This is a genomic window from Acinetobacter sp. NEB 394 (assembly GCF_013374795.1).
Taxonomy (GTDB): Bacteria; Pseudomonadota; Gammaproteobacteria; order Pseudomonadales; family Moraxellaceae; genus Acinetobacter; species Acinetobacter johnsonii.
This window is the reverse complement of sequence record NZ_CP055277.1, coordinates 3,064,562-3,076,885: the sequence shown is the minus strand read 5'-3', so window position 1 is coordinate 3,076,885 and position 12,324 is coordinate 3,064,562. Positions and strand designations below refer to the sequence as shown.

11 protein-coding genes and 4 tRNA genes are annotated in these 12,324 nt (G+C 41.9%); 9 read left to right on the top strand and 6 right to left on the bottom strand.

Features of this window, described 5'->3' with window-relative positions:
* Positions 1-14: 14 nt before the first annotated feature.
* From HUK62_RS14910 to HUK62_RS14900, 3 genes are all read right to left on the bottom strand, one after another.
* Positions 15-590: a dual specificity protein phosphatase family protein gene (locus tag HUK62_RS14910; RefSeq protein WP_176538249.1), complete on the bottom strand. Its 576-nt coding sequence runs from the start codon at positions 588-590 to the stop codon at positions 15-17.
* Complete coding sequence (locus HUK62_RS14905) at positions 587-1,411, bottom strand: MBL fold metallo-hydrolase (RefSeq protein ID WP_176538248.1); 825 nt, start codon at positions 1,409-1,411, stop codon at positions 587-589. Before HUK62_RS14905 ends, HUK62_RS14910 begins: the two co-directional genes overlap by 4 nt.
* Before the next feature lie 310 nt (positions 1,412-1,721).
* Positions 1,722-2,363, bottom strand: a complete 642-nt coding sequence (locus HUK62_RS14900; protein ID WP_062031356.1) for a peroxiredoxin — start codon at positions 2,361-2,363, stop codon at positions 1,722-1,724.
* A 354-nt stretch (positions 2,364-2,717) separates the two neighbouring features.
* Here HUK62_RS14900 and HUK62_RS14895 point away from each other — a divergent pair, with 354 nt between their 5' ends.
* The 9 genes from HUK62_RS14895 to HUK62_RS14855 all read left to right on the top strand — a co-directional run bounded on the left by HUK62_RS14895 (position 2,718) and on the right by HUK62_RS14855 (position 9,765).
* On the top strand, positions 2,718-3,137 hold the full coding sequence (locus HUK62_RS14895) for a hypothetical protein (protein WP_176538247.1): 420 nt from the start codon (positions 2,718-2,720) through the stop codon (positions 3,135-3,137).
* A 214-nt stretch (positions 3,138-3,351) separates the two neighbouring features.
* Positions 3,352-6,075 carry a preprotein translocase subunit SecA gene (gene secA / locus HUK62_RS14890; protein WP_176538246.1) on the top strand — a complete coding sequence of 908 codons (2,724 nt, stop codon included), beginning with the start codon at positions 3,352-3,354 and terminating at the stop codon, positions 6,073-6,075.
* 192 nt (positions 6,076-6,267) lie between these two features.
* A complete protein-coding gene (locus tag HUK62_RS14885) occupies positions 6,268-6,615 on the top strand; it encodes a hypothetical protein (RefSeq protein ID WP_004983653.1) in 348 nt (115 codons plus the stop codon).
* 157 nt (positions 6,616-6,772) lie between these two features.
* A complete protein-coding gene (argJ, locus tag HUK62_RS14880; RefSeq protein ID WP_176538245.1) occupies positions 6,773-7,993 on the top strand; it encodes a bifunctional glutamate N-acetyltransferase/amino-acid acetyltransferase ArgJ in 1,221 nt (406 codons plus the stop codon).
* 144 nt (positions 7,994-8,137) lie between these two features.
* Positions 8,138-9,205: a quinolinate synthase NadA gene (nadA, locus tag HUK62_RS14875; RefSeq protein WP_176538506.1), complete on the top strand. Its 1,068-nt coding sequence runs from the start codon at positions 8,138-8,140 to the stop codon at positions 9,203-9,205.
* Between the two features lie 153 nt (positions 9,206-9,358).
* A tRNA-Pro gene (locus tag HUK62_RS14870) sits at positions 9,359-9,435 on the top strand.
* A gap of 46 nt (positions 9,436-9,481) precedes the next feature.
* Positions 9,482-9,558, top strand: a tRNA-Arg gene (locus HUK62_RS14865).
* Positions 9,559-9,593: 35 nt separating this feature from the next.
* A tRNA-His gene (locus tag HUK62_RS14860) sits at positions 9,594-9,669 on the top strand.
* Positions 9,670-9,688: 19 nt separating this feature from the next.
* Positions 9,689-9,765 (top strand) — tRNA-Pro (locus tag HUK62_RS14855).
* Positions 9,766-9,887: 122 nt separating this feature from the next.
* Here the strand turns inward: HUK62_RS14855 and HUK62_RS14850 are convergent.
* The 3 genes from HUK62_RS14850 to HUK62_RS14840 are packed head-to-tail and all read right to left on the bottom strand — an operon-like array spanning position 9,888 to position 12,101.
* Complete coding sequence (locus HUK62_RS14850) at positions 9,888-10,364, bottom strand: OmpA family protein (protein WP_176538244.1); 477 nt, start codon at positions 10,362-10,364, stop codon at positions 9,888-9,890.
* A complete protein-coding gene (locus HUK62_RS14845; RefSeq protein ID WP_176538243.1) occupies positions 10,358-11,596 on the bottom strand; it encodes a sensor domain-containing diguanylate cyclase in 1,239 nt (412 codons plus the stop codon). Before HUK62_RS14845 ends, HUK62_RS14850 begins: the two co-directional genes overlap by 7 nt.
* Before the next feature lie 4 nt (positions 11,597-11,600).
* Positions 11,601-12,101 (bottom strand): YfiR family protein, encoded by a 501-nt coding sequence (locus HUK62_RS14840; RefSeq protein ID WP_168159422.1) that lies wholly within the window; start codon positions 12,099-12,101, stop codon positions 11,601-11,603.
* Positions 12,102-12,324: the final 223 nt, after the last annotated feature.

Genomic DNA, 12,324 nt, shown 5'->3' with positions numbered 1-12,324 from the left:
CCCATTTGCCTTCACTATGATGGATTCAACAGTTGCTGTTGAATCCATTTTATATTTGCAGGGCTAAATAACGGTTCGATATTTTGCCAAATTGGATGAAAACCATAACCCCCATATTTCATCTCAGCCAAGGCATCAGCGGTAGACCAGTTTTGGAAAATAATGCGATACATGGCCACACTGGCACCAGTACGGTCTGAGCCATGGTAGCAATGCAATAAAACTTTTTGCTGGTTTTGCTCTGCATGTTGAATTTGTTGCATCACCTTTAACAAATCTTCTCGGTCAATCGCCCATGTATGAATCGGGATATGCACCAGTTTAAACCCTTGGTTGGACAGTTTTTTCAGGTCTTGATTGCGTGAGCGTAAGTTAATAATCACATCAATTTTCTGTGCTTTTAAACTCTGAACTAAATCTTGATCGGGTTGCTCACTACGAAAAACGGTTTCACTGATTTGATAGAAATTATGCGCAGGTTGGATGGACTGTCCCCAGTGTTGTGGACGCTCTGCATCGGGCAGCGCAGGCGTAGTCATACAGCCAGAAACACTGAGACACAGAGAAAGCATAACAAGATATTTGGTCATAGAATCAGGCTCTGATGGTGTGAAAGTTCAACAGGATCATGTGCGCAAAAGATTTCGATACGTGGTTCCGACTGCGCCAATTGTTGAATTTTATGCAGGTTGCTTAAACGTTGCGCATTATCTTCGGCAAAAAATACTTCCAAGGCATTTAAGCTGCGAAGTTTATTTTGAGGGTTGAGTTCAAGGTGGGAGTAGTAGGCATCCCCGCAGAAGAGTTTCCAACCCTGCTGGGTTTTAATGGCAATGCCACAGTGACCTTCAGTATGCCCAAATAGCGGAATCAAAAGAATCTCATTATGAAATAAGTCAAATCCTTGCACTTGAGTCAAATTAAACCATGCGTCACCGTGAATTGGCTCAATAAAGTGCCAATGGCGATGCTGCTGAAATTGTTGTGTTTTATAACGGGCTTTATTTTTAAATGACTTCAGGTTTTGTGCCGCATTATATTCGTTAGACAGGATATGTACTGTTGCATTGGGAAAGTCGGAAATACCCCCTGCATGGTCAAAATCCAGATGTGAAACCAAAATGTGTTTGACATCCTTTGGGCTAAAGCCAAGTTTTTGGATTTGTGCAATGGCGGTTAATTTTAAGTTTTGTTCAATTTTTCCAATTCGAGCCACCAACTGCCCCAAGCGCTGCTTGGTGTGTAGATAGTCTTGTATGCCTAAGCCCGTATCAATCAGCACCAGCCCTTGATCTGTTTCAACCAAAAGACAATGGCACACAACCTTGGCTTGAAAACCTTTTTGACCAAAGAGTGGGGCACACACTGGACACATGGTGCCACAATGTAAATGGTGAATGTTATAAATCATAAAGTCATTTTTATCGTATTGTTTTGACTGTTATAGCGGAAGATGTGAGTTTTAACAGTTTGATTTTGTTAAAGAGTCATGTGTATCTGCTTTAAGCGGAAAAAAGCCTGTCGATTGACAGGCTTTCAAAAGTTCAAACCCGGCTCGTCATTGGAGTTTGAAACGATCATACAAGGTGACTCAGAGCGTATTTTTATTGTTTAGGTTCCTCTTTTAGATTGCTTGGAGTTCGGTACCCAATTTTTGTTTTCAATGGAGCTGCTCGGTCAAAACCTCGGGCTTCACTTGTCTGCTGCCACAGCAGAATATTTTATCTTTGCTCAGGCTGTGGAGTCAGGCGTAAATACGGGGTAACTGCTTTATAACCTTTCGGAAAGCGCTGTGCGATTTCAGCTTCATCTTTGAGTGACGGCACAATCACCACATCTTCGCCTTGTTGCCAGTTCGCAGGAGTTGCAACTTTGTGGTGATCGGTCAGTTGCAGTGAGTCAATCACGCGTAAGATTTCATGGAAATTACGACCTGTTGATGCAGGATAAGTGATAATCAAACGGACTTTTTTGTTTGGATCGATAATCACTAAAGAGCGAACCGTTAATGTTTCACTGGCATTGGGATGGATAAAACCATATAACTCAGACACTTTACGGTCTTGGTCGGCAATGATCGGGAAGTTCACCGTGGTATTTTGGGTTTCATTGATGTCTTTAATCCAACCCTGATGCGATTCGACATCATCGACCGAGAGGGCAATGGCTTTTACTCCACGTTTTTCAAATTCATCTTTGAGTTTTGCAGTAAAGCCAAGCTCGGTCGTACATACTGGTGTGTAGTCAGCAGGATGTGAAAAAAGTACCCCCCAGCTATCGCCTAAAAATTGATAAAAATCGATTTCGCCTTCGCTCGAAGCCTGTTGGAAATTGGGTGCGATATCGCCTAAACGTAAACTCATGTTGAACCTCAAATTATCTTTATGTCTATGGAATGAACATCACTATGGCGCAATTTCTTATGCATGAAAAATAGTGTTTTATTATTTATTTATACAAAATATTCATAATAGGTCGGATAGCTGTTATGTATTTGGGTATGCCAAAGATGACCTCATTGTTGCTCTAGAGACCGCTTATTTGCATATTTGGTAACGGTATTTAAACGAAATTATTTCTGCTCTAAAGTGTGTAACTATATAGGATTGATCGCACATACGATCGGTTTATGATTGGCTATAATTCTTTTCATGATTGATTTATAGTTGTTTTTTAACGTAATTCCACAAAGTATAAAAAACTTGAGTATTAGAACAATGAAAAAAATAGGGATAGCCCTGACTTTAGTGTTATGGGGACTGGAAGTAACCCATGCGCAGAATGGTGGGCAATTGAAACAAGCCCAAGTCAGTACTGCTAGTCAAACGCCACAACAAATTACAGATCAATATCTAGCATCTCAAAAAAGCCTCAAACAGCGTAAAGCTAACCTTTCACAGGCTCTCGAGCGAGAGTTAGCTCAAGGTCAGAATGCGAATAATATTTATCAAGTTGCTTGTGTACAGCTTGTTCCAATTCTTACCGCAATGCGAGTCAATGATGAACAACTCTTGGGTTTCTTACAGAGCATGAATCCAAATCAGTCCAACAACGGGGTGAAAGCCTCGCTGCGGCAAAATCATGCACTTGAAAGCAAAACCTTGAACAACTGCAAACAATTAAAGTCGCTACTTTAAAAAAGACCGTGAATCCTGATGAGTTCGGATGAAATCTCTATGTCGGCTGTTTAAAATTTGTTACATTAGTTTGCCTTAGATTCGACGGGCTAGAAACAATGAATAGATTTTTTAAATGGTTTTGTGTAAAGCCCTTGTACTTCAAATTTCTAGCACCATAATAACGACTAAGAAAACATATTCATTTGACAAGCAAGATTTAGAGAGTCTATTCATGTTGGCAAGTCTGATCGGAGGAATCTTCGGTACCAAAAATGAGCGCGAACTCAAACGCATGCGTAAAATCGTAGACAAGATTAATGCGCTCGAGCCGACGATATCCGCTCTTGGCGATGCAGACTTATCTGCAAAAACTGAAGAATTTAAACAACGTTATAACAAGGGCGAAAGCCTCGATAAATTACTCCCGGAAGCATTTGCCGTCTGCCGTGAAGCAGCTAAGCGTGTAATGGGCATGCGTCATTACGATGTACAGTTGATCGGTGGTATTACCTTACACGAAGGTAAAATTGCAGAGATGCGTACAGGTGAAGGTAAAACCCTGATGGGTACCTTGGCGTGTTATTTAAACGCGATTAGTGCTCAAGGTGTTCACGTCATTACCGTGAATGACTACTTGGCACAGCGTGATGCAGAATTAAACCGTCCGCTCTTTGAATTCTTGGGTTTAAGCATCGGGATTATCTATTCCATGCAAGATCCAACAGAGAAAGCTGAAGCCTATCGTGCCGATATTACCTACGGTACCAACAACGAATTTGGCTTTGACTATCTACGTGACAACATGGTGTTCTCGCTTGCTGAGAAAAAACAACGTGGTTTGATCTATGCCATCATCGATGAAGTCGATTCGATCTTAATTGATGAAGCGCGTACGCCTTTGATTATTTCAGGGCAAAGTGATGATTCTTCACAGTTGTATGCCGCAATCAACAGTATTCCGCCCAAGCTGCATGCACAGAAAGAAGAAAAAGTGGCGGATGGTGGTCATTTCTGGATTGATGAAAAACAACGTTCTGTTGAAATGACAGAAATTGGTTTCGAAACGGTTGAAAATGAACTGATTGAAATGGGCTTGTTGGCTGAAGGTGAAAGCCTGTATTCATCGACCAACCTAAATCTAGTTCATCATGTTACTGCTGCCATTCGTGCGCATTACTTGTATCAACGCAATGTGCATTACATCATCAATGATGGTGAAGTGATTATTGTCGATGAAAACACAGGGCGTACCATGCCAGGTCGTCGCTGGTCAGAAGGTTTACACCAAGCAGTTGAAGCAAAAGAAGGCTTAGAAATCCAGCCAGAAAACCAAACGCTCGCAACTACAACCTTCCAGAACTATTTCCGCCTATACAAAAAGCTTTCGGGTATGACCGGTACTGCCGATACTGAAGCTGCGGAAATGAAAGAAATTTATGGTCTAGATGTAGTCATCATTCCGACACACCGTCCAATGGTTCGTCTTGATCAAAACGATTTAATTTATTTAAATCGTAATGGTAAATACAACGCGATTATTCAAGAAATTCAACGCGTGCATGAGTCTGGTGTAGCACCAATTTTAATTGGTACAGCAACCATTGAAGCCTCTGAGATTCTCTCGGATAAATTGCGTGATGCTGGTATTCAGCATGAAGTGTTGAACGCGAAACAACACGAACGTGAAGCGGATATTATTGCGCAAGCGGGTGCACCGCGAGCAGTAACCATTGCAACCAACATGGCTGGTCGTGGTACAGACATTCTGCTCGGTGGTAACTGGAAAGCTTTACTGGCAAAAATTGAAAACCCAACCCATGAAGATGAAGCGCGTTTAAAAGCCGAATGGGAACAAAACCATGAAATGGTATTAAGTTCTGGTGGCTTACACATCATTGGTTCTGAGCGTCACGAATCACGTCGTATTGATAACCAGCTTCGTGGTCGTGCAGGTCGTCAGGGTGACCCTGGTGTGTCACGTTTCTACTTGTCACTTGAAGATGACTTAATGCGTATCTTTGCAGGTGATCGTGTTGTGGGCATGATGCGTGCGATGGGCTTACAAGAAGACGAAGCCATTGAGCATAAAATGGTGTCACGTTCGATTGAAAATGCGCAGCGTAAAGTTGAAGCACGTAACTTCGATATTCGTAAGAACTTATTGAAATACGATGACGTCAACAACGAACAGCGTAAAATTATTTACTCGCAACGTGATGAAGTTTTGGCTGAAAGCACATTACAAGATTACATCGAAGAGATGCAACGTGATGTGATGAAAGGCGTGATTTCTAACTATATCCCACCTGAGTCAATTCATGACCAATGGGATATTGATGGGCTTGAAAAAGCGTTACGTGAAGACCTTGCGATTGATTTGCCAATCAACCAATGGTTGGAAGATGACCGTCGTTTAGATGAAGAGTCTTTGGTTGAGCGTATTACTGATGAAGTGGTACAGCGCTACCGTAGCCGCCGTGAGCAAATGGGCGATGAAACAGCAGTTATGCTGGAGCGTCACTTCATGTTGAACTCGTTGGATCGCCACTGGAAAGATCACTTGGCAGCGATGGATTATTTACGTCAAGGCATTCACTTACGTGGTTATGCACAGAAAAATCCTGAGCAAGAATACAAAAAAGAAGCGTATAACTTATTTGTAAATATGTTGGCGATTATTAAATCAGATGTTGTGACTGACTTATCTCGCGTACATGTACCAACGGCTGAAGAGCTGGCTGAAATGGAAGCTCAAAAGCAAGCTCAAGCTGAAGCGATGCAATTGAACTTGTCGCATGCAGACTTTGATGGTTTGTTGGCCGATGATCAAAGCCAATTCGCAGAAGTAGATGCACAGTACGAGCCTGTAGAAGAGTTTGCGGCACCTGCGAGTCGTAACGCGCCTTGCCCATGTGGTTCAGGCTTAAAATACAAACAGTGTCACGGTAAAATCTAAACTGTGAACGAGTGAAAAAGCAGAACTTCAGTTCTGCTTTTTATTGGTATGACTGAAAAATTGACGTTAAGATCAATCCAAATACGATTCTGATTACAGCTAAAGCGTTGCATAATGTGAATAGCATTTGCAGTGTTAGGCATTAAATGCTATTTAGTTGCTCATCATCTAAACCTCTAAAGTGGAAAGACAATGAAAAAAGTATTAAAACCAATCATGATTGTAGCTTTAGCGCTTCCAACTTTTGCATTTGCAGATACCACTACCGCAGCTAAAGTTCAACAAGCACGCGGTGCAACCACAGCACCTGCGGCACAAGCCAATGGCAATATTACGGTACAAAGTCCGCGTACAGGGATTCGTTATACCTTTGCCAATCCAAATCAACGCCCAGTGGTTCTGCAAACGGCTGCTATTGCTCCTGTAAATGCAGCAACGGTGAACCGTATTGTGGCTTCAAACCCAGCGCTTTCTCCTGTAAGTCAAGAAAATGCTAAACAAGCGCTTTTGTCTAGCTCAGCACAGCTTGCTTCAAATTAATCAAATGCTACTGCATAAAACCAATCTTCGGATTGGTTTTTTTATGTCAAAAATGAGTGTGCATTGAAAAGTTAAAGCAAACAAAGTCTTCTGCTCGATTTTTTCTGAAAATTCTAATAAGCTGTGTTTTTTCTAACAAATGAATTGGACGTTTAAAATGCCAGTAGGTGACGTATCAATGCCACAAATGCACGTGGTGAAAGGGGTAAGAATCGGAACGGCTGAAGTTTATGTGCGCTATCAGAACCGACGTGATCTTGTCATTTTCGAATTTGCTGAAGGAACGAATGTTGCGGGTGTTTTCACTCAAAATGCATTCTGTGCAGCGCCCGTGCATGTGTCAAAAGCGCACTTACAAGTGGCGAATCCGCGCTACCTCATTATTAACACTGGTAATGCCAATGCAGGTACAGGCAAAACAGGCATGCTGAATGCTGAGCGTACTTGTGCAAAATTGGCTGAGCTTACCAGTGTGCAAGCAACGGAAGTGTTACCGTTTTCAACAGGGGTGATTGGTGAACAATTGCCGTTGGAGCGTTTGTTAAATGGATTACAGCCTGCATTAAATAGTTTGCGTGCTGATGCTTGGGGTGATGCTGCTACTGGGATTATGACCACAGACACCACACCGAAAGGCGCATCTGAGCAATTCGAATTGGATGGCATCACGTATACCATGACGGGTATTTCTAAGGGTGCAGGCATGATTCGTCCCAACATGGCAACGATGTTGGGCTATGTTGCAACCGATGCACCTATCAGCCGTGAGTTGGTTCAGCAACTGTTGAGCGAAACGGTTAATGTTTCGTTCAACCGAATTACCATTGACGGTGATACTTCAACCAATGACTCCTGTATCTTTGCGGCTACGGGTCAAGCGGGTGGTGCTGAAATTAGCTCAACCCAAGATGCACGCTATACCGTAGTGCTAGATGTACTCACGCGTATGATGAAACGTCTTGCACAACTGATTGTGCGTGATGGTGAAGGTGCAACCAAGTTTATTACGGTTGCTGTTGAAGGTGGGTATGACACGCAAGAATGCTGTGATATTGCTTATAGTATTGCGCATTCACCTTTGGTTAAAACTGCGATTTTTGCGTCAGATCCGAACTGGGGACGTATCTTGGCAGCGATTGGTTATGCTGGGGTTAAAAATTTAGATGTTGAAAAAATCCAAGTTTGGTTAGATGATGTGCAAATCTGTAAGGATGGTGGCGCAGCTGCCGACTACACTGAAGCAGAAGGTGCTCGTGTAATGTCACAAGCTGAAATGACCATTCGTGTAGATCTAGGACGCGGGGCAGCGAAAGACACAGTGTATACCTGTGACTTATCTTATGACTATGTGAAGATTAATGCGGATTATCGCTCTTAATCTTCACAAGTGTAAAAAAGCCTCCTTTGGAGGCTTTTTTAGCATAAGAACTTTTGAATGATTGGTCAAAAGCCGAGAAGCCATTTGGCCAATAAATTAAGTGCGGGACTTGCTTGCCGACAAGCATGAAGGGATGAATGAATGATGAACAATGCGACCAATTTAATTGCCAATGACGCAAAATCAATTGTGCAGGCGCATTTGGACCGTTTGGGTGAAACCAAAGACTCAAAGCTCAGTGAAGAAGTGAAGCAAGAAAAATTTGCTTTAATCTTGGACGAGTTGAAAAAGCGCAATGCGGTATTGGTAGCGCACTACTATTGCGATCCTGAAGTGCAGGAATTGGCCGAGTTAAGTGGCGGATGTGTTTCTGATTCATTGGAAATGGCCCGCTTTGGTCGTGATCATCCAGCATCGACCTTGGTGGTGGCGGGCGTTAAATTTATGGGGGAAACATCAAAAATTTTATCACCGAATAAAACCATTCTGATGCCCACTTTAGAGGCCACATGTTCTTTAGATTTGGGTTGTCCTGTTGAAGAATTTAGTCAGTTTTGTGATGCCCATCCAGACCATACAGTAGTGGTCTATGCCAACACTTCAGCAGCCGTTAAAGCCCGTGCTGATTGGGTGGTGACCTCAAGTTGTGCGGTCGAAATTATTGAGCATCTAGACAGTTTAGGTGAAAAGATTATTTGGGCGCCCGATCAGCATTTAGGTCGTTATATCCAAAAGAAAACAGGCGCAGACATGTTGCTTTGGGATGGTGCTTGTATTGTGCATGAAGAATTCCGTGCACGTGGCATTGCGCAAATGAAGGCGCTTTATCCTGATGCTGCGGTGCTGGTACATCCTGAGTCACCTGAGTCGGTGGTGGATGTTGCTGATGCTGTTGGAAGTACTTCACAGCTAATCAAAGCTGCGCAAACCTTACCCAATGAACGACTGATTGTGGCAACTGATCGGGGTATTTTCTACAAAATGCAACAAGCGGTGCCCAACAAAATTTTGGTTGAAGCACCAACAGCCGGAGAGGGTGCAACCTGTCGTTCTTGTGCACACTGTCCATGGATGGCAATGAATGAGCTGGATGGTATTTTAGAGGTATTACAGCGTGGCGATCAGGAAATATTTGTAGACCCGGTACTTGCTGAGCGTGCGAAATTACCTTTAGATCGCATGTTGGATTTCAGTGCATCGCTAAAACGTTAAAATTTGTATAAAAAATGCCTGAAACGCTTGATTAATATACATTTGACGTGATTTTTTTATTTTTTTTAAATATAGGTGTTGACGTTATCAAGCGTCACGCCTAGAATGCACACCGTACCGAACGAGATGTTCGATACAAAAGCTGAGATGAATCGGAGCATAGCACAGCCTGGTAGTGCACCTGGTTTGGGACCAGGGGGTCGTAGGTTCGAATCCTACTGCTCCGACCAATTCTTCAAGGCAAGGTTATCCATAATACCTCGTATTATTGGTCATGCGCCTGTAGCTCAGTTGGATAGAGCATCCGCCTTCTAAGCGGATGGTCACAGGTTCGAATCCTGTCAGGCGCGCCATTAGGTGGCTTGGTATTAAGAACCGACACGTTATGGTGGATGTAGCTCAGTTGGTAGAGCCCTGGATTGTGATTCCAGTTGTCGCGGGTTCGAATCCCGTCATTCACCCCAACTTTAAAAAAGTTGAAATCGGAGCATAGCACAGCCTGGTAGTGCACCTGGTTTGGGACCAGGGGGTCGTAGGTTCGAATCCTACTGCTCCGACCATTTGTTGAAATGGTCGAGATAAAGATACCGCGTTAAGCGGTTTTTTTATGCCTGAAATTTAGTAAAGTACATAAAAAAGCCTTCGTGACGAAGGCTAAAGATAAAACATAAAATAGAGATGCTTAAGGAATAATAATATTTACACGACGATTCAGCGCTCGATTTTCCTCGCTGCTATTTTCTACCAGAGGTTGTGATGCACCGCGACCCATGCTCTGAATATTTTGAGTTTTAAACCCTGTTTCGATAAAAATCTGGCTAACTGTTGATGCGCGTTTCTCCGAGAGTATTTGGTTGTAGCTTGGGTCACCAATATTATCTGTATGTCCAACCACTTTAATTTTATTCAAATTATACTGCTGCAACTGTTTAGAAAGTGCTTCGAGTGCAGGTTTTTGAGAGGCTTGAATATCGGATTGGTCAAAGCCGAACAATAATTTTTCAGGCAGTCTCAGCGTCCAGCCTTCTTCAGTCAAGGTGAAGCCTTGTTTTTTCAGCATACGTGCTTGTTTATAGTTGAGATGCCCTAAACTCAGGCAGCCAGATAAAGCAGTGATAAGACCTGCGATAAGTATAAATTTACAAAGATGTTTTAACATGAGGATTCCTGATCAGGATTTAGGCAAGGTGTGATGTACCACCCTTGAGCTAAGTTTTTGGCTTTATACATTGCATTGTCTGCTTCAGCAATCAAATCTTCAGGCGTTGTTGCACATTTTGAGAAAGCAACGCCAATGCTGAAACTAAAATGAATCTGATGTTGATCAAAAGATAATGGTGCTTTACTGTATTCGATTAAATGCTCGCAAATTAGTTCTAAATGATCATAGTGTTTGATATTACGGAGCAGAATTGCAAACTCATCACCACCTAAACGAGCAACCACATCGTGGCTTCTGACATTCTTTTTTAAGCGTTGAGCCATTTCTTTGAGTACGGCATCACCTGCTAAGTGCCCATAAACATCATTAATGTTTTTAAAGTTATTGTTGTCGATAAAAAAGAGAGCTGTCTGGTTTTTCTCAGGGTGCTCAAATTGATTGAACAAAATATTGTAAAAATAATGACGATTCGGGAGTTCAGTTAACTGATCATGCAACGCTTGATGTGATAACTGAGAGTTTTCGCTTTGTAGTTTTTCATTGGTACGCTGCACTTTATCTAATAAATTATTAAATGCACCACTGATGACGCGAAATTCATAAATGGGGGATGATGGAAGACGTGCTTGATATTGAGTATCAAAATTAAGGCTTTCAACGGTATTGACCATGGGTTGAATCGAGTGCATCAGTTTTTGATGGGTTGAATGTACCAACCACAACATAATCAACAGGATGATAAAAATCCCAGCGGAGAGACAAATCAAGAGCTGAAAGAAAAAGCTCATGAGTTGAGTAGCACTTCCGTAAATGATCAATGTCCCGTACTGGTTATTTTGATGTTTGATGGTGCGTGTCACAGGGTGTTTAAAGAAGACCTTATCAAACAGATTTTCCATCCATGCAAACACAGGTGTAGGTTTGTATGCTTCGGCCAGTGGTTTCCCTTGTAGGTTGATAACTTGAATAGCGCGAATTGGATATTGCTGAATATGATTGTTCAGAGTTTGCTGTAGCGTAATACGATCATTGAAAATGACAGCAGGTTGAATTTGCTCGCTTAAGGTTGCGCTAAAAATATTGAGGCTTTGTTTGGCATAGGTATTCATGGTGTAGATGGAAATCACCACGAAAATTAAACTACAAATTCCAAGAGTAAGAGCAAAAATCAGCAATTGAGACTGACTAAAAATTTTTTGTAGGGAAGTATTAGAGCTTTTACGAAACATTGACTTAAGGCTCCGTAGATTTTGCTAATAATAAAACACGTGGATCTACACGTGCTTCGGATTGGGACAGGCTGGCCAAGTTTACCTTAAAGGAAGTTCGCGTTTTGTTTTGATATAAGCAAAATGCGCTACCTAATTCGCATTCGGTATTGTTGGAGCTGAACGTCAGAGGAGCATCTTTTAGGTTATTTATAATATTTTGCTCTTCACGTGGTGTGTAGGTTGAGAAAAAAACAGCATTGCACATAACCTTATTCAATTCAGACAAACTGACCGCTTGAATTTGATATGCACTCTTGAGTTGCTGATTGACTTGAATGAACTGATTGGATAATTGGTTGTTATTTAAAATGCATAAAGAAATGGGATTGGGAGTATTCCAACGTACATAGCTCAAAATCGTCAATGTGGTTGCCGGGAGATTTAGTTGTGGTTGTGCCTGTACCTGAGAAATCATTAAACAGGACAAGAGGGTTAAATAAATTTTGTATTTAAAAGCTGTCATTATTCATTTTGCTTGGCAGCGAAAGTGAGCTTATTTTAACGAAAAATAAACAGTGATGGTTAAAATTGCTTTAATAATCGACAAAAATCACATTTTTGACCAAAAAATATTCGCTTGAAATAAAATAATAGAAAAAGGTGTTGCAAGGGGTGTGAAATGCTGTAGAATGCACATCCATCGGCGGTGATGTTGATTAAAACTTGTTGAGAAACAAGGGTTTAGC

Coding starts and splice junctions, on each gene's coding strand:
- secA (WP_176538246.1), top strand. CDS start 3,352: ATGTTGGCAAGTCTGATCGGAGGAATCTTCGGTACCAAAAATGAGCGC.
- HUK62_RS14885 (WP_004983653.1), top strand. CDS start 6,268: ATGAAAAAAGTATTAAAACCAATCATGATTGTAGCTTTAGCGCTTCCA.
- nadA (WP_176538506.1), top strand. CDS start 8,138: ATGAACAATGCGACCAATTTAATTGCCAATGACGCAAAATCAATTGTG.
- argJ (WP_176538245.1), top strand. CDS start 6,773: ATGCCAGTAGGTGACGTATCAATGCCACAAATGCACGTGGTGAAAGGG.
- HUK62_RS14895 (WP_176538247.1), top strand. CDS start 2,718: ATGAAAAAAATAGGGATAGCCCTGACTTTAGTGTTATGGGGACTGGAA.
- HUK62_RS14900 (WP_062031356.1), bottom strand. CDS start 2,363: ATGAGTTTACGTTTAGGCGATATCGCACCCAATTTCCAACAGGCTTCG.
- HUK62_RS14845 (WP_176538243.1), bottom strand. CDS start 11,596: ATGTTTCGTAAAAGCTCTAATACTTCCCTACAAAAAATTTTTAGTCAG.
- HUK62_RS14910 (WP_176538249.1), bottom strand. CDS start 590: ATGACCAAATATCTTGTTATGCTTTCTCTGTGTCTCAGTGTTTCTGGC.
- HUK62_RS14905 (WP_176538248.1), bottom strand. CDS start 1,411: ATGATTTATAACATTCACCATTTACATTGTGGCACCATGTGTCCAGTG.
- HUK62_RS14840 (WP_168159422.1), bottom strand. CDS start 12,101: ATGACAGCTTTTAAATACAAAATTTATTTAACCCTCTTGTCCTGTTTA.
- HUK62_RS14850 (WP_176538244.1), bottom strand. CDS start 10,364: ATGTTAAAACATCTTTGTAAATTTATACTTATCGCAGGTCTTATCACT.